The 21,059-nt window shown below is 68.8% G+C and carries 22 protein-coding genes and 1 tRNA gene; 10 read left to right on the top strand and 13 right to left on the bottom strand.

The annotated features are described in order from the left end of the window. The gene (locus D8670_RS05635; protein ID WP_121817095.1) at window positions 1-1,140 is read left to right on the top strand and encodes a thiolase family protein; all 1,140 of its coding nucleotides are present in this window, start codon (window positions 1-3) and stop codon (window positions 1,138-1,140) included. Between the two features lie 99 nt (window positions 1,141-1,239). Here D8670_RS05635 and D8670_RS05640 read toward each other — a convergent pair whose 3' ends face one another. Then, window positions 1,240-2,409: a zinc-dependent alcohol dehydrogenase gene (locus D8670_RS05640; RefSeq protein ID WP_121817096.1), complete on the bottom strand. Its 1,170-nt coding sequence runs from the start codon at window positions 2,407-2,409 to the stop codon at window positions 1,240-1,242. 243 nt (window positions 2,410-2,652) lie between these two features. Next, window positions 2,653-3,735, bottom strand: a complete 1,083-nt coding sequence (gene ahbB / locus D8670_RS05645; RefSeq protein WP_121817097.1) for a siroheme decarboxylase subunit beta — start codon at window positions 3,733-3,735, stop codon at window positions 2,653-2,655. A 101-nt stretch (window positions 3,736-3,836) separates the two neighbouring features. Here ahbB and D8670_RS05650 point away from each other — a divergent pair, with 101 nt between their 5' ends. From D8670_RS05650 to D8670_RS05660, 3 genes are read left to right on the top strand one after another with little or no spacing between them, the layout of a single operon-like run. Then, the gene (locus D8670_RS05650; protein ID WP_121817098.1) at window positions 3,837-4,724 is read left to right on the top strand and encodes an SDR family NAD(P)-dependent oxidoreductase; all 888 of its coding nucleotides are present in this window, start codon (window positions 3,837-3,839) and stop codon (window positions 4,722-4,724) included. A 10-nt stretch (window positions 4,725-4,734) separates the two neighbouring features. Next, on the top strand, window positions 4,735-5,211 hold the full coding sequence (locus D8670_RS05655; protein ID WP_121817099.1) for a GNAT family N-acetyltransferase: 477 nt from the start codon (window positions 4,735-4,737) through the stop codon (window positions 5,209-5,211). A 50-nt stretch (window positions 5,212-5,261) separates the two neighbouring features. Then, entirely contained in the window at window positions 5,262-6,326 is a 1,065-nt protein-coding gene (locus D8670_RS05660) for an anthranilate phosphoribosyltransferase (RefSeq protein WP_121817100.1), read from the top strand. Window positions 6,327-6,329: 3 nt separating this feature from the next. On the opposite strand, the gene D8670_RS05665 is transcribed toward D8670_RS05660, so the two are convergent. The 4 genes from D8670_RS05665 to D8670_RS05680 all read right to left on the bottom strand — a co-directional run bounded on the left by D8670_RS05665 (window position 6,330) and on the right by D8670_RS05680 (window position 10,435). Further along, window positions 6,330-7,352, bottom strand: a complete 1,023-nt coding sequence (locus D8670_RS05665; protein WP_121817101.1) for a sensor histidine kinase — start codon at window positions 7,350-7,352, stop codon at window positions 6,330-6,332. An 81-nt stretch (window positions 7,353-7,433) separates the two neighbouring features. Then, window positions 7,434-8,387 (bottom strand): succinylglutamate desuccinylase/aspartoacylase family protein, encoded by a 954-nt coding sequence (locus tag D8670_RS05670; protein ID WP_121817102.1) that lies wholly within the window; start codon window positions 8,385-8,387, stop codon window positions 7,434-7,436. A 73-nt stretch (window positions 8,388-8,460) separates the two neighbouring features. Beyond that, window positions 8,461-9,348, bottom strand: a complete 888-nt coding sequence (locus D8670_RS05675; protein WP_121817574.1) for a haloalkane dehalogenase — start codon at window positions 9,346-9,348, stop codon at window positions 8,461-8,463. Between the two features lie 100 nt (window positions 9,349-9,448). Continuing rightward, a complete protein-coding gene (locus tag D8670_RS05680; RefSeq protein ID WP_205596903.1) occupies window positions 9,449-10,435 on the bottom strand; it encodes a bile acid:sodium symporter family protein in 987 nt (328 codons plus the stop codon). 152 nt (window positions 10,436-10,587) lie between these two features. Here D8670_RS05680 and D8670_RS05685 point away from each other — a divergent pair, with 152 nt between their 5' ends. Continuing rightward, on the top strand, window positions 10,588-11,139 hold the full coding sequence (locus D8670_RS05685) for a peptidylprolyl isomerase (RefSeq protein ID WP_121817103.1): 552 nt from the start codon (window positions 10,588-10,590) through the stop codon (window positions 11,137-11,139). 56 nt (window positions 11,140-11,195) lie between these two features. Here D8670_RS05685 and D8670_RS05690 read toward each other — a convergent pair whose 3' ends face one another. Both D8670_RS05690 and D8670_RS05695 read right to left on the bottom strand, forming a co-directional pair. Beyond that, a complete protein-coding gene (locus tag D8670_RS05690) occupies window positions 11,196-11,624 on the bottom strand; it encodes a CopG family ribbon-helix-helix protein (RefSeq protein ID WP_121817104.1) in 429 nt (142 codons plus the stop codon). Between the two features lie 99 nt (window positions 11,625-11,723). Next, window positions 11,724-12,161, bottom strand: coding sequence for a DUF488 domain-containing protein (locus D8670_RS05695; RefSeq protein ID WP_121817105.1), 438 nt, complete (start codon window positions 12,159-12,161; stop codon window positions 11,724-11,726). A gap of 84 nt (window positions 12,162-12,245) precedes the next feature. On the opposite strand from D8670_RS05695, the gene D8670_RS05700 reads away from it, so the two are divergent. Then, complete coding sequence (locus D8670_RS05700; RefSeq protein ID WP_121817106.1) at window positions 12,246-12,587, top strand: ferredoxin; 342 nt, start codon at window positions 12,246-12,248, stop codon at window positions 12,585-12,587. Window position 12,588: 1 nt separating this feature from the next. Further along, the gene (locus tag D8670_RS05705) at window positions 12,589-13,065 is read left to right on the top strand and encodes a DUF7974 family protein (RefSeq protein WP_121817107.1); all 477 of its coding nucleotides are present in this window, start codon (window positions 12,589-12,591) and stop codon (window positions 13,063-13,065) included. 63 nt (window positions 13,066-13,128) lie between these two features. Here the strand turns inward: D8670_RS05705 and D8670_RS21715 are convergent, their stop codons facing one another. Genes D8670_RS21715 through D8670_RS05730 form a run of 5 tightly spaced genes read right to left on the bottom strand, consistent with a single transcriptional unit; the run spans window position 13,129 to window position 19,291 of the window. Next, complete coding sequence (locus D8670_RS21715) at window positions 13,129-14,490, bottom strand: ABC transporter ATP-binding protein (RefSeq protein WP_310732502.1); 1,362 nt, start codon at window positions 14,488-14,490, stop codon at window positions 13,129-13,131. Further along, a complete protein-coding gene (locus D8670_RS05715) occupies window positions 14,483-15,616 on the bottom strand; it encodes an ABC transporter ATP-binding protein (protein WP_121817108.1) in 1,134 nt (377 codons plus the stop codon). The genes D8670_RS21715 and D8670_RS05715 overlap by 8 nt, the downstream gene beginning before the upstream one ends. Next, complete coding sequence (locus D8670_RS05720; protein ID WP_121817109.1) at window positions 15,616-16,650, bottom strand: ABC transporter permease; 1,035 nt, start codon at window positions 16,648-16,650, stop codon at window positions 15,616-15,618. Before D8670_RS05720 ends, D8670_RS05715 begins: the two co-directional genes overlap by 1 nt. A 1-nt stretch (window position 16,651) precedes the next feature. Next, entirely contained in the window at window positions 16,652-17,650 is a 999-nt protein-coding gene (locus D8670_RS05725) for an ABC transporter permease (RefSeq protein WP_121817110.1), read from the bottom strand. Window positions 17,651-17,695: 45 nt separating this feature from the next. Then, the gene (locus tag D8670_RS05730; protein ID WP_121817111.1) at window positions 17,696-19,291 is read right to left on the bottom strand and encodes an ABC transporter substrate-binding protein; all 1,596 of its coding nucleotides are present in this window, start codon (window positions 19,289-19,291) and stop codon (window positions 17,696-17,698) included. A 221-nt stretch (window positions 19,292-19,512) separates the two neighbouring features. Here D8670_RS05730 and D8670_RS05735 point away from each other — a divergent pair. The 3 genes from D8670_RS05735 to D8670_RS05745 all read left to right on the top strand — a co-directional run bounded on the left by D8670_RS05735 (window position 19,513) and on the right by D8670_RS05745 (window position 21,050). Beyond that, a tRNA-Leu gene (locus D8670_RS05735) sits at window positions 19,513-19,597 on the top strand. Window positions 19,598-19,758: 161 nt separating this feature from the next. Beyond that, window positions 19,759-20,475, top strand: coding sequence for a class I SAM-dependent methyltransferase (locus D8670_RS05740; protein ID WP_121817112.1), 717 nt, complete (start codon window positions 19,759-19,761; stop codon window positions 20,473-20,475). Window positions 20,476-20,507: 32 nt separating this feature from the next. Next, window positions 20,508-21,050 carry a DUF5813 family protein gene (locus D8670_RS05745; protein ID WP_121817113.1) on the top strand — a complete coding sequence of 181 codons (543 nt, stop codon included), beginning with the start codon at window positions 20,508-20,510 and terminating at the stop codon, window positions 21,048-21,050. Window positions 21,051-21,059 lie beyond the last annotated feature (9 nt).

Genomic DNA, 21,059 nt, shown 5'->3' on the forward strand with positions numbered 1-21,059 from the left:
ATGGCAACAGACACCACCCCCGTCATCGTGAAGGCGTACCGGACGCCGCAGGGCAAGGAGGACGGCGTCTTCGCTGACGTCCGCAGCGAGGACCTGTCGATCCCGCTCATCAACGAGATCCTCGCCGAGACCGGCCTCTCCGGCGAGGACATCGACGACCTGATGTGGGGCTGCGCGCAGCAGCGCGAGGAGCAGGACAACAACCTGGCGCGGGTCATCGCGCTCCTGTCGGACCTGGGCGAGGACGTCCCCGGCACGACGATCAACCGCTGGTGCGCGTCCTCGATGCAGTCGATCATCTCCGCGTCCGACGCCATCCGCGCCGGCCAGCGCGACGCCATCATCGCGGGCGGCGTCGAGTCGATGTCCCGCGTCGAGATGGGCGAGAGCCACGGGTACATCCACCCGCGGATGGCCGAGGAGTACAACGTCGGCGAGCTCCAGATGGGGATGACCGCTGAGGAGGTCGCCGACCGCTTCGACGTCTCCCGCGAGGAGCAGGACGAGTACGCGGCCCGGAGCCAGCAGCGCGCCTGCGAGGCGACCGACGAGGGCCGCTTCGACGACCAGATCGTCCCGATCGAGACCGAGGACAGCACCGTCACCGAGGACGAGGGTCTGCGCCCCGGCACCACGAAGGAGAAGCTCGCCGAGCTCCCGACCGTGTTCAAAAGCGACGGCTCGGTCACGCCCGGCAACGCCTCGCAGATCAGCGACGGCGCGGCCGCGACGCTCGTCACGAGCAAGGCGTTCGCCGAGGAGCACGACCTGGAGATCATGGCCGAGGTCGGCTCGAACAACGTCGTCGGCGTCGACCCCCGGATCATGGGCGTCGGCCCCGTCCCCGCGACTGAGGGGCTGCTCGAACGGACCGGCCGCGACATCGACGACTACGACCTCGTCGAGCTGAACGAGGCGTTCGCCAGCCAGACCGTCTACAGCCAGCGCCAGCTTGGCGTCCCGGACGACAAGTTCAACGTCAACGGCGGCGCCATCGCCATCGGGCACCCGCTGGGCGCAAGCGGCGCGCGCCTGCCGGTGACGCTGATCCACGAACTGCAGGAGCGCGGCGGCGGCCGCGGCCTCGCGACGCTCTGCGTCGGCTTCGGTCAGGGCGCCGCCATCGAGTTCGAGGTGTAGGCCACCGCCCGCCGCGGGCGGTCCGGCCGAGATCTGCCGTGGGTCCTTTTCCGCCGTTTCTCGTCCATCACAGCGGCTCGTCCGCGACGACGCTCGCGCTCAGGGCGTCAGCACCACCTTGATGCAGCCGTCCTCCTTGTCGCGGAAGGTCTCGTACATCTCGGGCCCCTTCTCCAGCGGCTCCTGATGGGTGATGACGAAGGAGGGGTCGATCTCGCCGTCCTCGATCTTCTCGAGCAGCGGGTCGAGGTAGCGCTGGACGTGGGTCTGTCCCGTCTTCACCGTCAGCGCCTTGTTCATCAGCGGGCCGACGGGGACGTTGTCGGCGTGGCCGAGGTAGACGCCGGGAACCGACAGCGTCCCGCCCTTCCGGCAGCACTTGATCGCCTGCCGGAGCACTTCCGGCCGGTCGGCCTCCAGTTTCGCCTGCTGTTTCGCCTTGTCCATCTTCCCCATCACGCCCGTGCCGTGGGCCTCCGTCCCGACCGCGTCGATGCACCGGTCCGGCCCGCGGCCGCCCGTCATCGCCATCAGTCGGTCGTAGACGTCCGCCTCCTCGAAGTCGATCGTCTCCGCCTCCCCATGCTCCCGCGCCATCTGGAGGCGTTCCTGGACGCGGTCGATGGCGATCACGCGCCCCGCACCGAGCATCCAGGCGCTCTGGATCGCGAACTGCCCGACGGGGCCGCACCCCCAGACCGCGACCGTGTCGTCTTCCTCGATCTCGGCGTTCTCGGCGGCCATGTACCCCGTCGGGAAGATGTCCGAGAGGAACAGCACCTGCTCGTCCGGCAGGTCGGAGTCGACCTTGATCGGTCCCACGTCGGCGTAGGGCACCCGCAGGTACTCCGCCTGTCCCCCGGCGTAGCCGCCCATCATGTGCGAGTAGCCGAACAGCCCGGCCGGCGACTGCCCCATCATCTTCCGGGCGACCTCCGCGTTCGGGTTCGAGTTGTCACAGAGGGAGTACAGCTCCTCCTCGCAGAACCAGCACGACCCGCAGCTGATCGTGAACGGGACGACCACGCGGTCGCCCGCCTCCAGCGTCTCGACGGCGCTGCCCGTCTCGACCACCTCCCCCATCGGCTCGTGGCCCAGCACGTCGCCCTCCCGCATCGTCGGCACGTACCCGTCGTACAGGTGGAGGTCGGAGCCGCAGATGGCGGTGGCGGTGATCTCGATGATCGCGTCGTGCGGGTTCACGATCTCGGGGTCGGGGACCTCGTCGACGCGCACGTCCTCCGTCCCGTGCCAGGTGAGCGCCCTCATCGGTCCGTCCCCGCTCGCTCGCGGTCGGGACTCCGCCCGGCCCGCCGCCGTTCGATCGGTCGGTTCGCCGCCGCCGGTGAGAGATGAATCTGGCTCACTACCTGTTCACCGTTCACAGCGACCACACGGCGTTCATTAAAGATGTGTTCCGGCTCCGCGGAGAGATAGCCGGGCTGACAGGCGGTTTCTGCCCGCCGCGGCTTCCGCGCGTCGGCCGGCGCAAGCGGTCGGCGGCCGCGCCGCCTACACCAGGTCCTCGTAGCGCGCCCCGGTCTGTTTCAGCGTCTCCGTCGAGTAGAGGCGTTCGTGGTCGTAGGGGAGGTGTTCGGTCGCGAGTTCGTCTATCTTCTCGTCGACTGCGTCGGGGTCGCGGCCGTGGATCATCGTGAACACGCTGTAGGGCCACCCCTGCTCCTCGCGGCGCGGCCGGTGGTAACAGAGCGTGACGTACGGCAGGCCGCCGACGGCGGTGCCGCGGTCGTCGAGGTCCTCGTCGGGCACGTCCCACACCACCATGCAGTTGCTGTCGAACCCGGTGACGACGTGGTTGACGACGCAGCCGATCCGCTTGATGCAGCCGTCTGCGCGCAGGCGCTCGATGGCGTCGAGGACGTCGTCGACGTCGGCGCCCACGGCGTCGGCCACGTCGGCGTACGGCGTCGCGGTCAGCGGGAAGCCGTCCTGGATCTCCAGCAGGAGGTCGGCCTCGAACGCCGAGAGGTCGCCCGCCGCGTTCTCGCTGATGCGGGTTGCGTCGACGTCGGTTTCCCGCAGCGCTCGCGGAGTCGCTCCGCTCGCGGGTCCCGAGGAGCGCGGCTCCTCGCCGCTCTCCCTGGCGAACCGGTCGGAGTTCACCACGGGGAACTCGAGATCGATGTAGTAGTCGGTGAGCATCGGGAGGTTCAGCACCTCGCAGCCGGTGCGGTCCTCGATCTCGGCGAGGATCTCGTCGCGGCGTTCGAGCGACCCCGCGGTGACGACGAACCACATGTTCCACTCGTGGTCGCGCCGGTAGTTGTGGTTCACCTGCCGGTAGCCGTTTATCACCTCGGCCACCTCGTCGAAGCGGTCTGCGGGGGCCTGCACGGCCGCGAGCGTCGAACTGCCGATCACGGGCGGGTTCAGGACGGGGCCGAACCGGCGGAAGATCCCCTCGTCGGCGAGGCGTTCGACCCGCGCGAGCGCGTCCGCCTCGTCGGTGCCGACCGCGTCGCCGACCGCCTCGAAGGGGCGGCGCTCGACGGGGAACCCGCTCTGGAATCCGTCCACGAGTTTGGCGTCGCAGTCGTCGATCCGCTCGCGCCACTCGCCCGCCTGGAGGCTCATTGGTCGTTCTCGGGACGGGACGACCGTACCTTTTTCGGGTCCGGACTCTCGCCGGCGGCAGGTCCGTGGATACTTTGTTCCGCGGCACCAATGCACAGTACATGGTTTTCCCCGACTGCTCCGAGAGGACGATACTGCTGACGGGCGGGACGCGGGGTATCGGCCGCGCGGCGGCGCGAAAACTCGGCGAACTCGGCGCGACCCTCCTGCTCGTCGGTCGCGACGCGGAGCGGGGGGAGGCGACGACCGAGCGCCTCCGGCGGAAGGGAGTCGACGCCGAGTTCCTCCGCTACGACCTCGCCGAGCAGGCGGCGGTGCGGGACCTCGCCGCGACGGTGCGAGACCGCGTCGACGACCTCGACGCGCTGGTGAACAACGCCGGCCTGGCCCGGAGCAGCCGGAGCAGGACCGCGGACGGGATCCCGGTCACGGTCGCGGTCAACCACCTCGCGCCCTACCTGCTGACGCACGAACTGCTCCCGCTGCTGCTCGACGGCGAGCCCGCCCGCGTCGTCGTCACGTCCTCGGGGGTCCACGAGGGGGCGTCGCTCGACCCCGACGACCTCGACCTGCGGGGCGACTACGAGGGGTTCGACGGCTACGCCCGCACGAAGCTGATGAACGTCCTGTTCGTCTACGAGCTCGCCGACCGGCTCCACGGGACGGAGGTCACCGCGACGGCGTTCCATCCGGGGTTCATCCCCTCCAGCAGCCTCTACCGGGACAGCGCGTTCTACGTCCGCGCCGCGATGCGTCTGCTCTCGATACTCCCCGTCGGCAGCACCGTCGAGGACGGCGCGGAGGCACTCACTTACCTGACCTGCTCGGAGGACGTCGCCGGCGTGACCGGCCAGTACTTCGACGGGACGGAGCCGGCGGAGCCATCCGCGGACGCTCACGACGAGCGCCTCCGGCGGGCCCTGTGGACGGAGAGCGCGGAGCTCGTCGGCGTCGAACCCGACTGGCCGCGCGTCGAGCGCGAGATCTGAGCGGCGAACGATGTCCACCCTCCGCGTCAGGGAGTACGAACCGGCCGACGCCGAGGCCGTCTGGGCCGTCCACGAGCGGGCGCTCCGCGCGTCGCCGATCCCGTGCGTCGAGGACGCGCCCGCGGACGACGACCTGCGGGCGATCGCGGAGCACTACCTGGAGCCCGCCGACGCCGCGTTCCTCGTCGGCACCGTCGACGGCGAGGTGGTCGCGACCGGCGGCTACCGCGGGACGGACGACGAGACCGTCGAGATCCGCCGGATGCGCGTCGATCCCGACCACCGGCGGAACGGCCACGCGCGGCGATTGCTCGACCGCCTCGAAGCGCGGGCGGCGGCGGAGGGGTTCGAGCGGGCCGTCCTCGAAACGCACGAGGACCTGACGGCGGCGCGGGCGCTGTACGAGGACGCGGGGTACGCGGCGGTCGGCAGCTGGCCCCATCCGGCCGGGGACACGTCGCTGTACCGGTACGCGAAGCGCCTCTGACGGCCGCCGGAAACGGGACGCTTTTGCGGCGAGCGTCCCAACCCACGCGCATGGCCGAAGCGACCCCGCAGTACGGCGACTGGCCCCTGAAGCGGCTGATGACCGAGGTAGTCGGCTCCGGGCCCAAGTCCGCGGAGGACATGACCCGCGAGCAGGCCCGCGAGGCGTTCACCCGGATCCTCGGCGACGAGCCCGACCCGACGACGCTCGGCGCGTTCTGGCTGGCGAACCGCTGGAAGCGCAACAACGGCGAGGAGCTGGCGGCCTACACCGACGTGATGGTCGAGGAGTCCGTCCGGCGCGCCGAACCCGACGCCGACCCCGTCGACTGCGGCGCGAACTACGACGGCAAGGGCGACACGGCGATCCTCGGCGTCGCGGCCGGGGTCGTCGCCGCCGGCGCGGGGACGCCCGTCGTCGCCCACTCCGGGGACCGCGTGCCGACCCAGAAGCAGGACGCCTACAAGCACGTCCTCGACGAACTCGGCGTCCGCACCGAACTCGCCCCCGCCGAGAGCGCCGACATGGTCGACGAGACTGGCTTCGGCTTCTACTACCAGCCCGAGTTCAACCCAGGCGTCGACGACCTGGAGGACCGCCGCGACATGATGGGCGTTCGCACGTTCGTCAACACCATCGAGACGCTCGCGAACCCCGCGAACGCCGACGTCCACCTCGGGAGCTTCTACCACCTCGCGTTCGCGAAGAAGGTGACCGACACGTTCGCCGAGATGGAGACGGAGAGCCCCGACCGCGTCATCATGTTCCAGGGCATGGAGGGGTACGACGACATCCGGCCGGGGTACACGAAAGTGGCCGAATGGCGAGACGGCGACTTCGACGACTACGAGATAGAGACGCCCGAGTACGGCATGGAGTTCGAGGAGGCTGACCTCGAAGTCGACGACGTGGCCGCCGACTCCGCTGCGATCACCGAGTCGGTCGTCGCCGGCGGGCGCGACGACAACTTCGCCGACGCCGTCGCGGTCAACGCCGCCTTCCGCATCTACGCCCGTGACGACGCCGACTCGCTGGACGAGGGGCTCGAACTGGCCCGCGAGGCGATCGACGACGGGAGCGCCGAGGCGGTGCTCGACGACCTGCGAGCCTTCTGAGCCTCAGCCGACCGTTTCGACGCCCGTGATCTCGAAGCGGGCCCCGCCCGCCTCGCCCTCAGCGACGTCCACCGACCAGCCGTGCATCTCGGCGGTACGCTCGACGATCGCGAGGCCGAGGCCGGTGCCGCCGGTCGTGTAGCCGTACTCGAAGACCCGATCCCTGTCCGCATCGGGCACGCCCGGGCCGTCGTCGGCGACGAAGAACCCCGCGGCGTCGCCGGATTCACCGTCTATCGGGCCGACGCGCACCGCGGCGGCGTCGCCGCCGTGCTTCACGGCGTTGCCGAGCAGGTTCTCCAGCACGTGGCCGAGCAGCGTCGGGTCCGCGCGGATCGCCGGCGTCTCCGCCACCGCGAGCGTCGCCTCGCCGGCGTCGACCGACGCCCACGCTTCCTCCGTCGCGTGACGGAGGTCGACCGGTCGCGGGTCCGCCTCGTCCCGGCGGAGGAACACGAGCGAGTCCTCCACGATGGAGCCGATCCGGTCGAGCGCGTGCCGAACGGCGCCGGTGCGGGCGGGGTCGGCGTCGGTCTCGCGTTCGAGCAGGTCGAGTTCGCCCATCGCGACCGTCAGCGGGTTCCTGAGGTCGTGCGAGAGGACGCTCGCGACCGTCTTCAGGCGGTCGTTGCGGTCGTTGACTTCCATCTCGGCGATCTTTCGCTCCGTGATGTCGACGTGCATGACCAGCGCGTGCGCCGCGTCGCCGCGGACGAACCGGACCGCCCGCATCGTGAACCAGCGCGGCTCGTCCGGCGTGTGACAGGGGTACTCGTACTCGAACGACTCCCGGTCGCCCGCGAGCACCGCCCTGATGCCGTCGCTCGCCTCGCAGACGTCCGCGTCGGCGTCACAGACCGCCAGGTAGTTCTCCCCGACGAAGTCGACGGTCGCGGCGTCGTTCTCGGCGGCGAACTCGTCCCAGGCGCGGTTCGTGTAGGCGATCGTGCCGTCCGACTCGAGGACGGCGACCTGCGACGGGAGAGCGTCGAGCGCGGCCTCCTCCAGCGACGGGGGACCGTTCATACGGTCGGTTAGAAGTCAAGGGATATGACCTGTTCGGCCGAAACCGTCGACGGCGGCCGGTCGCGAGGCCCCGCGTCGCGGTCACTTCGGGATCGCGACGTTCGCCAGCTTGTCGCCGCCGACGACCGTCGCCTCGCGGGTGAGCGCGTAGAGGATCCCGTCGTAGTCGGCGGTGGCCTCCTGCAGCACCGCGTACGTCCCCGGGTCGTACAGCGTGCCGAGCGGCGTCCCGGCGGTCACGCGCTCGCCGATGCGGCGGTCGGGATGCGGCCGAAAGAGCCCCGAGTCGGCCGCGTCGACCCGGCCGAGGTGGTTGCGCGCGACGGTCCGGTCGCCAGTCGGTTCGGGAGCACCGGGGAGGATATCGAGGTGATGGAGGACGTTCAGCACGCCCTCGACGCCGGTCTCGACCGCGGGCTCGACGATCTGTTTGTTGTGCGCAAGTTCGGGCGTGACCGTCGGAATCCCCGCCTCGGCGGCGGCGACGCGAAACTTGCCGGCGAAGTTCCGCCGGTTCCACTCGTCGCCGGCGTCCTCGCCCGCGGGTTCGGCCAGCAGGAGGTCGGCGTCGAACGTCTCGGCCAGCGCGCGGGCGTCCCCGTCGCCGTCCATGAAGACGACGTGGGTCTGCATGTCGGGACTGCCGGTGTGGAGGTCGACGGCGGCATCGGCGTCGCCGGCGTACTCCCAGAGCGCCGCGGCCATGCGCTCGTGGAGCGTCCCGTCGGGGGCGCCGGGCCACACCCGGTTCATGTTCGAATGGACGCTGTCGAGTTCCTCCGGGGTCGTGTACGAAACGCGGTCGAAGGTGAGCGGGTTCGCCACCGGGACGGCGACGACGCGGCCGGACAGGTCGGCGCCGACGAGCCGGTCGTGAACGCGCCGGAGGACTTCGGTCCCGTTCACTTCCCGGCCGTGCTGGGCCGCTTGCAGGTACACGGTTGGGCCGTTCCGGTCGCCGTAGGTGTGGACGGTCGTCGCCACCTCGACGCCGGAGGGGAGGCGCGCGAGCGTCACGCGCTCGGCACTGTGCATGGTCGGACACTCGGCCCGCGACGCCTTGTACGTGGGGATCCCCGAAACCTCGGGGCGGAAAACGCCGAGGGCCTCAGGTTCGGTCGACGAAGTCGACGATCTCGTCGGCGACCGCCTCGCCGCGGTCCTCCTGCAGGAAGTGACCGCCGCCCTCGATCCACGTGTCGGGCTGCTCGTCCGCGGTCGGGAAGACGGACATGAGGTCCCCGCGGGCCGACCGCGTGATCGGGTCCGAGTCGGAGAAGAGGACGAACACGGGCTTCTCCCAGTCGGCGAACGTCGCCCGGGCGTCGCCGATCACGTCCGCGCCCGGCATGTCGGCCTCTATCGGCACGCGACTCGGCAGGATCCGCGCCCCGGCTCTGTGGTCCTCGTCGGGGAACGGCGCCCGGTAGGCGTGGAGCACGTCCTCGTCGAGGTCGGACGTGCAGCCGTCGGCGATTATCTTGGCCACGTCGAGTTCCGGCGCGTTCGCGGTCATCTCCTTGAACTCGTGCCAGACGTCGGGCATCGTCGTCGTCCCGTCGGGCATCCCGGTGTTCATCGGTACCAGCCGCGCGAACCGCTCGGGGTTGTTGGCGGCGACCGGGAGGCCGAGCAGGCCGCCCCAGTCCTGACAGACCAGCGTGACGTCCTCCAGGTCAAGCTCCTCGACGAACCGCTCGGTCGTCTCGTACAGCATCCCGTACGTGTACTCCTCGGGGTCGTCGTACTTGTCGGAGCGCCCGAACCCGATCATGTCCGGCGCGACGACCCGCCCGCGGTCGGAGAGCCGCGGGATCATCTTCCGGTAGAGGAACGACCACGACGGCTCCCCGTGCAGGCAGAGGAACGTCTCGTCGCCGTCGCCCTCGACGTCGACGTACGCCATCTCCGGCCCGCCGACGTCGACGTACTCCGGCTCGTACGGGAAGTCGGGCAGGTCCTCGAACCGACCGTCAGGTGTACTAACGAGTGACATGGTCGTCCCCACGACGATCCCCGGGATAGTTCTTGGTAAACCCGGATGAACGAAAGAAGCCTCGGAAGTCGCTGCCTCCGCGACCGGGCGGAAGAGCGGTTCAGTCGTCCGCCGTCGCGGCGTCCGGCCCGACCGCAGCCCGCTCGTCCCGCCACGAGAAGAGACTCGCCAGCGCGGGGCCGGTGACGTTGTGCCAGACGCTGAAAAGCGCCGGGATGAGCGCCGCCTCGGCGCTGAAGAAGGCGGTCGCGAGCGCCACCGCGAGTCCGCTGTTCTGGAGGCCCACCTCGAACGTGCAGGCCCGAACGCGGTCCTCGGCCATCCCCGCCGCGGTGCCGACGCCGTACCCCCCGGCGAGGCCGACCGCGTTGTGCGCGACGACGGCCGCGAGGACGGCCGCGCCGGCCGTCAGGATGTTGTCGACGTTCGCCCCGACGACGCCGGCGACGATGGCGACGATGGCGACCACGCTCACCGCGGGGAACACGTCGACGCCGACCTCGGCGGCCCTCGGCGCTCGCCGGTCGAGGTAGTACCGGATCGCGAAGCCGAGCAGCACCGGGATCAGGACGATCTGGACGATAGTGGTGAACATCTCCAGGAACGTCACTTCCAGGCTCTCGCCGATGAGCGCCAGCGTCCACGCAGGCATCACGACCGGCGCGGCGAGCGTCGTCACCGTCGTGATCGCCACCGAGAGCGCCACGTCGCCCTTGCCGAGGAACGTCATCACGTTCGACGCCGTCCCGCCGGGCGCGGCGCCGACGAGGATGAGACCGATACCGATCTCCGGCGGGAGCGAGAGCACCTGCACCAGCCCGTACGCCGCGGCGGGCATGATCAGCCACTGCGCAACCGCGCCGATCGCCACGTCCCGCGGGCGCTCGACCAGCCGCCGGAAGTCCGCGGGCTGGAGCGTCAGCCCCATCCCGAGCATGATGATCCCCAGCAGCGGGGCGACGTAGTCGAGCACCGGCAGGAACGGCTCCGGCGCGTACAGCGCCACGCCCGCGAACAGCAGTACCCAGACGACGAAGTACTTGTTCGCGACCTCGCTCACCTGTCGCAGTCGATCCACAGCCGTCACGTCGATCCCTCCGTACCTGTCATGGCGTAACGTCCACCAATGGTGATAGTTATCCCTGTCGATGTTCCCGAACGCGTTCCCCCCCGAGGGTTCGACTCGCTCGTCGCGGCGTCTCCAGTAGGGTTTTCAGGCGGGCCGCCCCACTCAACTGTATGAGTGACCTGACCGCGACACTGCACACCAGCGAAGGCGACGTCGAAGTACGACTGTTCGAGGACCGCGCCCCGCGCACCGTCGAGAACTTCGTCAACCTGGCGGAGCACGACCCCGCGGCCGACGCCGAGCCCGCGCCCGACACCGTCACCTGGGAGGACCCGGAGACCGGCGAGACGCGCGGCGACGCGCTGTACAACGACGTCCCGTTCCACCGCGTCATCGAGGACTTCATGATCCAGGGCGGCGACCCGACCGGTACCGGCCGCGGCGGCCCCGGCTACGAGTTCGAGGACGAGTTCCACGACGACCTGCGCCACGACGACGCCGGCATCCTCTCGATGGCCAACTCCGGCCCGGACACCAACGGTTCGCAGTTCTTCATCACCCTGGGTCCCCAGCCCCACCTCGACGACCGCCACGCCGTCTTCGGCGAGGTCGTCGACGGCATGGACGTCGTCGAGGAGATCGGCAACGTCGAGACCGGCCCGAACGACCAGCCCAAGAAGGACGTGGTGCTGGAGTCCGTGACGGTTCACGACGACGAGTAAGACCGTCGAACGAGCGGTTCGCTCGCGGCGCGACCCCGAACTGAGAAACGGCCGCGTTACTCGCCGTCCGCGATGGCCGCGAAGTCGTCCATCGGGATGACCGAGTAGTCGATGTTGAGCGTGTCCTTCGTCGCCCGGATCCGGCCGACGAACGCGGAGATCTCCTCCAGGGTCCCCTCCAGTACGAACAGCTCCATGCAGTGGTGGCCGCCGACGTGACTGTGGAAGTTCGAGGCGACGACGTCCTCGTGCTCGTGGCGGAGGTGCATCATCTTCTCCTCGACGCTGGTGGTCTCGTAGTCGAACAGGACGGTGACGACGCCCATCAGTTCGCGGTCCTCGAGGCGCCGGTCCTCGAACTCGCCGAGCAGGTTCCGGCTCGCCTCTCGGATCACTTCGCTCCGGCCCGTGTAGCCGTGTTCCTCGGCGAAGCGGTCAAGCCGCTCCAGCAGTTCCTCCGGCATCGAGACGCTGACGACGGTCATGTAATAATCCACCCTCGAATTCCTATTAAGAGTTATTACTTCACGCGGCTCAGAACGCTGGAGTTGCTATCGAACGGCGCACGGATCGGGCGCTGGCGGTCACCCGTCGCGGCGCTCTTCGAGGTGGTCGCGGAGGATCGTTCGGTGACAGCGCTTCTCGTCGGTGTTCTCGTAGCAGACGAGCGCCAGGTCCTCGCCGTCGCGGAGGCGCGCCAGCAGGTCGTCGACCGCGTCGCGTGCGTCCGGCGACGAGTCGAGGTGGGCACGGTACCGGGCTGCGAACTCGACGTCGTCCCAGGCGGCGTCGTGAGCCTCGGTCTCCGACGTTCCCTCGGCTTCCAGTTCGTCCCGCCGGTCGCCGAACTCGTCGAGCAGCGACGCTGGCGGGGCGAGCGCCGGTCGGTTCTCGTCCACCGCGGGCGAGAACCAGCGCGTCGGCCGGCGGACGACCCCCACCAGCGTCGCCCCGTCCGGGAGGTCCGCGAGGTCGTGCTGGAGCGCGGCGACGTACGTGTCGTGGAGCGTTCCGGCGGTCACGTGCGGGCGTTCGACCGGGACCGTGGTGAACGTTGGGGCGGGGAACCGTAAGCCGAAAGACCGTTCGCCCCCAGTATCACGGTAATGAGCGATCCGGACGAGGTTCTCGCGGCGAGCGACGTCGGCGAGAGCGACGCGCCGCCCGTCGAGGAGAAGCCGTACAAGATCATCTTCGAGGCGAACAAGTGCTTCGGCGCGGGCAAGTGTGCCGAGGTCGCCGACAACTGGGAGATGGACCTCGCGAGCGGGATGGCGAAGCCGAAGTCGTACTTCTTCGACGAGGGCGACCTGGACGAGAACGTCCGGGCCGCGGAGGTCTGCCCGGCGAAGAAAGGCGACGGCTGCATCCACGTGGTCGACCGCCGGACCGACGAGGAGATCGCGCCCGATCCGCACGGCGACGGCACGCTCTCCGTCGACTGGTGACATGCCGGCGAGCGAGCGGGGGGACCGCCACGGGCTCGACGACACCCGCGACCACCTGCGCCGGTTGCTGGGGTCGTTCGTCCCCCAGTGGCTGGCCCGCCGCGCGGTCGCCGTCGAAGTGCGGACCGACGCCGACCGCTACGAGGCCGGCGACTCGGTGGAGATGGCGATCGCGTTCAAGAACCGACTACCGGTCCCGGTGACGGTCGATACGCCGGGCAAGCGCCTCTGGGGATGGACGGTCGACGGCGAACTGGAGGCCAGCGACGAACCGCGGAAGCGCAGCACCGACGGCGGGTCGATCTCGTTCTCGCCGCGCGAGCGAAAGGAGATCACCCGGACCTGGGACGGTCGGTTCAAGCGCGTCGACGACCGGACGCGCTGGGTTCCGGCGGATCCGGGCACGTACGAGATCGCGGCGTTTCTCGCGCTCGACGGGGACCGGCCGTCCGACGCGACGACGATACGGATCGAGTAGGTCAGGGACCGCGGATCGCGGTGGCGTCCCCGCCGGAGCACGAGCGGCGCCGCGACCGCGCGGTCAGTGGACTCCGTCCAGGTCCTCCTGGTGGAGGTGACACGCGGCGAAGTGCCTGCCGTCGCCGTGCTCCGGCGGGACCTCGTAGGCGGGCTGCTCGCGGGCGCAGATGCTCTCCTCGGCGAACCACTCCCGGAGCATGTCGGCGGCCTCCTCCCACTCTCCCTCCCCGACGAGGCCGATCGCTTCGTCGACGACGTCGCCCGCCTGGCCGCGCGGATCGGCGTCGGCGAAGAACCGCTCGCGGATCTCGGTGGCGCTCGTCGCCTCGAACGTCCGCCGGTCGACCGCCCGCACGAACGCCCGGACGTTGTCCCACTCCGCGGACGAGAGGTCGTAGTCCGGCGGCGAGATCAGTTCGGGACAGCGCGTCCGGAACCGGCAGCCGCTCGGCGGCTCGATGGGACTGGGCACGTCGCCCTCAAGAACGCCGCGCGTCCCCCGCTCTCGCGGGTCCGGCACGGGGATCGACGAGAGCAGCGCCCGGGTGTACGGGTGCTGCGGGTTCTCGAACAGCTCCCGCTTCTCCGCGAGCTCGACGAGCTGGCCGAGGTACATCACGGCGACGCGGTCGCTGATGTGCCTGATGACCGAGAGGTCGTGAGCGATGAACAGGTACGTCAGCCCGAACTCGTCCTGCAGTTCGTTCATCGTGTTCAGCACCTGGGCCTGGATCGACACGTCGAGCGCGGAGACCGGCTCGTCGCAGACGATCAGGTCCGGGTTGACCGACAGCGCCCGGGCGAGGTTCACGCGCTGGCGCTGTCCGCCCGAGAAGGCGTGCGGGTAGCGGTTGTAGTGCTGGGGGTCGAGGCCGACCTTCTCCAGGAGCTCCTTGGCGCGGGCCTCGCGCTCCCCCTCGTCGCCGTACAGGTCGTGGGCCTTCATCGGCTCCTCGACGATGCGGCCGACCTTCATCCGCGGGTCCAGCGAGGACTGCGGGTCCTGGAAGATCATCTGCATGTGCCGGCGCTGCGAGCGCAGGTCATCGCCGCCCATCTCCGCGAGGTTGCGGCCCTTGAAGTACACGTCGCCGTCGGTCGGCTTCAGCAGGCGGAGGATGGTCCGCGCGAGCGTGGACTTGCCGCAGCCGGACTCGCCGACCAGCCCCAGCGTCTCGCCCTTCTCGATCTCGAAGGTCACGTCCTCGACGGCCCGCACCTGGTCGCGGTCGTACCTGAGCGGGAAGCCGCCGTCGGTGTCGACGGTGAGCCCCTCCAGGAACCCGCTCTCGCTGGTGAAGTACTTGGTGAGGCCGTCGACCCGCAGGAGCGTCTCGCCGAAGTCGACCTCTTCCTCCCCCTCGGGCATCGTCGTCCCGAGGTCCGGCGCCCCCCGACCGTCGGGGTCCAGCGCGTCACTCATCGCCGCCACCCCCGTCGGTCGTCAGTTCGGGGTCGCGCTCCGCCGGCTCACGGTCGCCGAGCGGTTCGCTCCCCCAGTACCCCGCCCTGAACGTCTCCTCGTGCTTGAGACAGGCGGCGCGGTGCGGGGTTCCCTCCTCGCCGGCGACGACGCGGTTGTCGGGGTGGACCTCGACGCACACCTCGCGCGCGTCGGGACAGCGCGGGTGGAACCGACACCCGCTCGGCGGGTTGATCGCCTCCGGCATCACCCCCTCGATCGGGTTCAGCTCCTCGACCGTCTCGTCCGGCCGCGGGATCGAGTCCAGCAGCGCGTTCGTGTAGGGGTGTTTCGTGTCGTAGAACAGGTCGTCGACGTCGGCCTGCTCTATCACCTCCCCGAGGTACATCACGTTGACGCGGTCGCAGATCTCCGCGACCACGCCCATGTCGTGAGTGACCCAGATGAAGCTCGTCCCGTACTTCGCCTGCAGGTCCTCGACGAGGTCGAGGATCTGCCCCTCGACGGTGACGTCGAGCGCGGTCGTCGGCTCGTCCGCGATGATGAGGCTCGGCTCGCAGGCGAGCGCCATCGCGATGAGCACGCGCTGGCGCATCCCGCCGGAGAACTGGTGCGGGTACTCGTCGTACCGGGCCTTCGGTTCGGGAATGCCCACCTCCCGGAGCATGTCGATCGCTTCCCGCTTCGCCTCCTTCTCGCCGAGTTCGCGGTTGATCTCGATGAACTCGCGCAGCTGGCCGCCGACGGTGAACACCGGGTTCAGGCTCTCCATCGGGTCCTGGAAGATGATCGCTATCTCCCGGCCCCGGATCCGCCGACGCATCTCCTGGTTCGAGAGCATCTCGTCGCGCTCCCGGAGCTCGCCCTCCGGACCCTCCTCGAAGCCGACGAGCGTCTCGCCTTTGAACCTGACCTCGCCGCCGACGATCTCGCCGGGCTCCTCGACGAGGCGGAGGATCGAACTCGCCGCGACGCTTTTGCCGGCGCCGGACTCGCCGACGATGCCGACGATCTCGCCCTCCTCGACGGTGAAGGAGACGCCGTCGACGGCGCGGACGGTCCCCTCCGCCGTGAAGAACTGCGTCTTCAGGTCGCGCACCTCCAGCAGTGGTTCGTCGGCGCTCATCAGTTGTTCACCCTCGGGTCGAGCGCGTCTCGCAGGCCGTCGCCGAGCAGGTTGAACCCGACGACGGTGATCAGGATCGCGATCCCCGGCCACACGCTGAACCAGGGGTTCGGCAGCATGTACCCCCGCGAGTTCGAGAGCATCTGCCCCCACGACGGTTTGGGCGGTTGGACGCCGTAGCCCAGGAACGAGAGCCCAGCGACGATGAGGATGCTCACGCCGATCTGCAGGGTCGCCTGGACGAGCACCGGTGCGAAGCTGTTCGGGATGACGTGCCGGAGGATGATGTTCCGGTCGCGGACGCCCGCGGCGCGGGCCGCCTCGATGTAGTCCTCCTCGCGGACGCTGACGACGCGCGACCGGATGAGCCGCGAGAACACCGGGATCGTCGTGATCCCGACGCCGACCATCGCGTACGTCAGGTCGCGGCCGAACGCGGCCATGAACGCGATGACGAGGACGAGAAACGGGATGGCGTACAGCGTCTCGACGCCGCGCATCAGCGCGTCGTCGATCCACCCGCCGTAGTAGCCCGCGACGGCCCCGACGAGCGTCCCGCCGACCATGCCGATCACGGTCGAGATGAACCCGACCTGGATCGCGATCCGGGTGCCGTAGAACAGGCGCACGAGGATGTCCCGGCCGCGGTGGTCGGTGCCGAGCGGGTGCTCCCACGTCCCCGTCCCGAACGTGTTCTCCATCCACGCCGGCGGGAGCAAGGCCTGCACGTTCGACGGGTCGTTCTCCGGATGCATCCAGTAGGTCCTCGCGAACCAGTACTGTTCGACCCCGAGATTGGCGAAAAACGAGTACTCCGCGAGGTAGTTGAAGACGACGGCGTCGACGTACGCGAACACCGCGATGACGGTCATCAGCGAGATGATCGCCAGCCCCGCGAGCGCCGTCGGGTCGCGCCGGATCTGGAAGAGCGTGTAGCTGATGCCGACGCGCGACTCGATCTCTTCTTCCTCGACGCCGCCCTCGCCGCGCCCCGAGGAGAGCATTTCGTCCGATTGCGTGTCACTCGTTGCCATGTTACTCTCGTTCTCCGTAGGTAACTCTCGGGTCGATGTAGGCGTAGGACAGGTCAGTCAGGATCACGCCGATCACGAAGGTGAACCCGAAGAACAGGGTCGTGCCCATCACGAGTTCGTAGTCCTGGTTGTTGATCGCCGTGATGATCAGTCGCCCCATCCCGTTGATACTGAACACCGTCTCCGTCAGCACCGCACCGCCGAGCGCGGACGTCAACTGGAGGCCGACGACCGTGATAACCGGAAGCTGTGCGTTGCGGAACGCGTGCTTCCGCAGGATCGTCGTCTCGCCGACGCCGTAGGCGCGGGCGAGTTTGACGTACTCCTCGTTCAGCACCTCAAGCATGGCCGATCGCTCGATGCGCGTCACCGCCGCCATCTGCAGCGTCCCCAGCGTGATCGTCGGCATGAGCAGGTGCTCGCCCGCGGTCACCAGCACGTCCCACTGACTGCTCGCCCCCGCGACGCTCGCCGGGTCGGCCCACGGCATGACCAGGTTCGTCGCCGGGAGCAGGTTCAGGTGGAACGAGAAGACGATGATCAGCAGCAGGCCGATCCAGAACGACGGCGTGCTGACGCCGATCAGGGCAACGACCCGCGAGACGTGGTCGGTCGGCTGGTTGCGCCGCTTCGCCGAGATGACGCCGAGCGGGATCGCCGTCGCGAGCGCGAACGTGAAACTCGATACGAGCAACAGCAGCGTCACCGGTATCCGCTCCGCGATCTTCTCGGTGACCGGGACGTTGTAGTAGAGGCTCCGACCGAGGTCGCCCTGGAGCACGTCCGCGACGTAGTTGAGGTATCTGATGTACAGCGGCCTGTCGAGTCCGTACTTCGCCCGGACCGCAGCGGCCTGCTCCGCGCTCGGCGACGGGCCGAGCATGATACTCACTGGGTCACCCGGGATCGCGTTGGTCAGCAGGAAGGTGATGGTGACGATGCCGAGCATCACCGGGATGGCCTGCAGTAGTCGCCGGATCGTGTAGCTTAGCATTCCCACGGGAGAGTCACCTCCGCTCGTGCCCGAAACGGAAGGGGGTCGGCGTCACTGATCGATGGAGACGTTGTTCCAGTCACTGACCAGACTGAAACTGTTGATCGGATGCGCTGCGAAGTCGTTGACGTACTCCCTGACGCCGAAGCTGTTCTTCAGGTTGTACGACGGGAGGTGCGCCCGGTCCTGCAGCATCGTGGTTATCGCCTCCTGATACAGCTGCTGGCGCGTCTCCCGGTCGGTGGTACGTCGGGCCTCGACGATCTGGTCGCTGATCTCGTTGTAGTACGTCCCGTCCGTGACGCCGTGGGACTCCTCGGCGAAGAAGTAGTACGTGTAGTCGTCGGGGTCGATCGCCGCCGACCACCCGAGCGTGTACATGTTGTAGTCGTCGGGGTCGCCGCTCACGTACTGGTCGAGGAACGCCCCCCAGTCCAGCCGCTGGACGTTGGCGCTATAGCCGGCCTCCTCGATGCCGTTGGCGACCGTGATGCCGAGCTGTTCGCGCTTGTCGTCCGGCGGGACGATGATGCGCGCGGTCCAGTCGTCGGGGACGTTGTCGTTCCCGTCGAGTAGCTCCTTGGCCTGGTCGATGTCCTTGTCGTTCGGGATGTTCTGCCACTCCTCCAGCGGCATGTTCCAGTTCTCCGCGACGCGCTGGGGGAGGGGACTGTACTGACGCACTCCGGTCGGCTCAACGAAGTTCTCCACCGCCTGGTCCATCGAGAAGGTGTAGTCGATCGCCTCGCGGACCTCGGGATCCGTCGTGGGCCCCTCCTTACAGTTGAACGCGAGGTAGAAGTACCCCATCGCGTTCGTCTCCTCGATGGAGACGTTGTCCTCGCCTTCGACCTGATCCCAGAGCTTCGGCGGTATCTCCTCGATGACGTCGTTCTCGCCGGTGGTGATGCTCGTCACGCGCGTCGTCGGCTCCTCGACGGGGACGAACTCCACCTGTTCGAGGTTCGGTTGCGGGTCGCCCCAGAAGTCGCCCCAGCGCGTGATCCGCGCGAAGTCGCCCTCCTGCCAGTCGTCGAACTCGAACGGGCCGGACCCGACCGGGTTCTGGTTGAACGCCTCCGGGTCCTCCTCGCGGACGCTCTTCGGCACGACGTACCACGTGAGCACCTGCTTGAACGGGCCGAACGGGTACTTGAGGTTGAACCGGGCCGTCCGCTCATCGACGACCTCGACGTTCTCGATCATGTTCAGCTCGGCCGCGTTCTCCGTCTCCTCCTTGACGGGCGCTTCGAAGGAGTACTTCACGTCCTCGGCGGTGACCGAGTCGCCGTTCTGGAACGTCGCGTTTTCGTCGATCTCGACCGTCCACTGCGTCCCGTCGTCGTTCTGCTGCGGCTCGCCGGCCGCGATCTCCGGTTTGATGTCCGTCCCCTCCTGATTGTACGTGTACAGCCCCTGTACCACTTGGCTCGTGACCTGATCGGAGGGGACGTCGTTGAGGACGATCGGGTCGAACTCGATAGGCGATTTTACCTGCGCCATCGTCAGCTGATTGCCGTTGCCGCCACCGCCGCCACCGCCGGCGCCGCCGTCGCCGGAACAACCGGCGAGACCGATTACCCCTGCGGCACCGAGGGCTTCGAGGTACCGTCGTCGGCTAAGTCCCGTAATATCTCGTTCTGTCATGTGTTAAACCCCACCCAGGGATGCCTTCTCGTATGATGCAACCATCTAAAAGTATAACGATTTTAGATTAGGATTACGTCGATTAGGTGGTAATTACTTCCGAAATACGATCCATCGGTGAACATTCTTGCACATACGTTAGACTCAAACGCCGCGCCGGAGCGCGGATCGCACGCCCGGACCGTAAACAACTTCACTGCAGACGGGAAGAGTACGACTGCGCGAGGGTGGCTGAGCTAGGCCAAAGGCGGCGGGCTTAAGACCCGCTCCCGTAGGGGTTCATGCGTTCGAATCGCATCCCTCGCACTTCTCTCGGCGCCGACTACCGCCGTAGCCGCCGCGTTAGCGTCTCGCTCGCCACGTAACCGTGTGTCCGAGGCGGTCGACGCCGCGCGTTCGGGATCCGTGCGATTGGTACGCAGAGTCGTCACAGACTTATGACGAATGCGGTGTGTTACGCAACCTGTATGTCCGACCCATTCGGCCGTGCGGTCCGCGACCACGAGCGCGGCGACCGGACGGAACCGCTGGTTCAGTGCGACGGCGAGGAGCGGCGAGGGCACCCGATCGAGGAGTTCTACTTCGGAGCGTTCGACCCGGACCGCGCGGACCACGCGTGGGTAGCCGACCGGCTCGACGGCCCGCTGCTGGATATGGGCGCGGGGGCGGGCCGCGACGCGCTGTTCTTCCAGGAGCGGTTCGAGACGGTGGCGATCGAGGTGAGCGACCATCTCGTCGAGACGATGGAGCGCCGCGGCGTCGAGGACGCCCGGCGCGGCGATATGTTCGCTCTCTGCGAGTCGTTCGACCGCGACCGGTTTCGGTCGGCGCTCGCGTACGGCACGCAACTGGGGCTTGCGGGGTCGATGCGGGGGCTCCGCGAGTTCCTCGGGGACCTGGCGCACGTGACGACGCCGGACGCCACCGCCGTCGTCGACTGCTACGACCCCGATCGACCGGCTGCACGGGAACTGCTGGGCTTTCGCGACGACCCGACGCCCGGCCTCGCACACCGCGCGATGTGGTTCGAGTACGGGGACGAGACGGGCGCCGTTCTGCTGTTCCGGCTGTTCTCGCCCGACAGACTGCGCGAGGCGGCGGCCGGCACCGGGTGGACCGTCGAGGAGGTGCGCTACGGCGACGAGGAGTCGAGTCACTACGCGGCGGCGCTAGCGAAGCAGTAGGAACTTCCGGCGCGAGCGCGTACTCGCGGGCGATGACTGACGAGGACACCGACGCGGCGCGCGACGCGCTCGCGGCCCACGGCGCGTTCGAACCGCGCGAGGACGACTTCGCCTGCACGACGACCCCGTTCGACGCGGTCGTCGACGTCGATCCCGCCGAGGGGCCGCGCGACGGCGAGTTCGTCGTCTCCGTCTCGATGCCGACGCTCTCGGCCGCCGTCGAGAGCGAGGACGTCGCCGACGTCGTCGAGGACGGCTGGTACGAGACGCTGGAACTCCGCCTGGAGGACGCGTTCGACGTCGCCCAGACCACGACGACCGAGCCGGTCGACGTCGGACGCGACGGCGACGAGGTCCGCGTCGAACTGACCTTCACCGCGTGGGACGCCGAACAGGGCGTCGACGACGCGAAGGCCCTGATCGACTTCGTCGAGGGGACCTACGTCCAGGGGATAATCCCCGGCTACGACTACGGCGACCCGGTAGCACAGCTCCGGCAGGCCGCCCGCCAGCGCGGCGAGCGCGCCGCCGAGGACGACGACTCGACCGGCGGACGCGGCGGAACGCCGCTGTAGCGGGAAAAG

Source organism: Halostella limicola (assembly GCF_003675875.1).
GTDB lineage: Archaea > Halobacteriota > Halobacteria > Halobacteriales > Natronoarchaeaceae > Halostella > Halostella limicola.

Excerpts from the sequence above, each read along its gene's own strand:
- D8670_RS05715 (WP_121817108.1), bottom strand. The coding sequence starts at position 15,616 with ATGAGCGCCGACGAACCACTGCTGGAGGTGCGCGACCTGAAGACGCAG.
- D8670_RS05655 (WP_121817099.1), top strand. The coding sequence starts at position 4,735 with ATGTCCACCCTCCGCGTCAGGGAGTACGAACCGGCCGACGCCGAGGCC.
- D8670_RS05640 (WP_121817096.1), bottom strand. The coding sequence starts at position 2,409 with ATGAGGGCGCTCACCTGGCACGGGACGGAGGACGTGCGCGTCGACGAG.
- D8670_RS05720 (WP_121817109.1), bottom strand. The coding sequence starts at position 16,650 with ATGGCAACGAGTGACACGCAATCGGACGAAATGCTCTCCTCGGGGCGC.
- D8670_RS05665 (WP_121817101.1), bottom strand. The coding sequence starts at position 7,352 with ATGAACGGTCCCCCGTCGCTGGAGGAGGCCGCGCTCGACGCTCTCCCG.
- D8670_RS05670 (WP_121817102.1), bottom strand. The coding sequence starts at position 8,387 with ATGCACAGTGCCGAGCGCGTGACGCTCGCGCGCCTCCCCTCCGGCGTC.
- D8670_RS05685 (WP_121817103.1), top strand. The coding sequence starts at position 10,588 with ATGAGTGACCTGACCGCGACACTGCACACCAGCGAAGGCGACGTCGAA.
- D8670_RS05690 (WP_121817104.1), bottom strand. The coding sequence starts at position 11,624 with ATGACCGTCGTCAGCGTCTCGATGCCGGAGGAACTGCTGGAGCGGCTT.
- D8670_RS05705 (WP_121817107.1), top strand. The coding sequence starts at position 12,589 with ATGCCGGCGAGCGAGCGGGGGGACCGCCACGGGCTCGACGACACCCGC.
- D8670_RS05730 (WP_121817111.1), bottom strand. The coding sequence starts at position 19,291 with ATGACAGAACGAGATATTACGGGACTTAGCCGACGACGGTACCTCGAA.
- D8670_RS21715 (WP_310732502.1), bottom strand. The coding sequence starts at position 14,490 with ATGAGTGACGCGCTGGACCCCGACGGTCGGGGGGCGCCGGACCTCGGG.
- D8670_RS05650 (WP_121817098.1), top strand. The coding sequence starts at position 3,837 with ATGGTTTTCCCCGACTGCTCCGAGAGGACGATACTGCTGACGGGCGGG.
- D8670_RS05635 (WP_121817095.1), top strand. The coding sequence starts at position 1 with ATGGCAACAGACACCACCCCCGTCATCGTGAAGGCGTACCGGACGCCG.
- D8670_RS05675 (WP_121817574.1), bottom strand. The coding sequence starts at position 9,348 with ATGTCACTCGTTAGTACACCTGACGGTCGGTTCGAGGACCTGCCCGAC.
- D8670_RS05740 (WP_121817112.1), top strand. The coding sequence starts at position 19,759 with ATGTCCGACCCATTCGGCCGTGCGGTCCGCGACCACGAGCGCGGCGAC.
- D8670_RS05745 (WP_121817113.1), top strand. The coding sequence starts at position 20,508 with ATGACTGACGAGGACACCGACGCGGCGCGCGACGCGCTCGCGGCCCAC.
- D8670_RS05700 (WP_121817106.1), top strand. The coding sequence starts at position 12,246 with ATGAGCGATCCGGACGAGGTTCTCGCGGCGAGCGACGTCGGCGAGAGC.
- ahbB (WP_121817097.1), bottom strand. The coding sequence starts at position 3,735 with ATGAGCCTCCAGGCGGGCGAGTGGCGCGAGCGGATCGACGACTGCGAC.
- D8670_RS05660 (WP_121817100.1), top strand. The coding sequence starts at position 5,262 with ATGGCCGAAGCGACCCCGCAGTACGGCGACTGGCCCCTGAAGCGGCTG.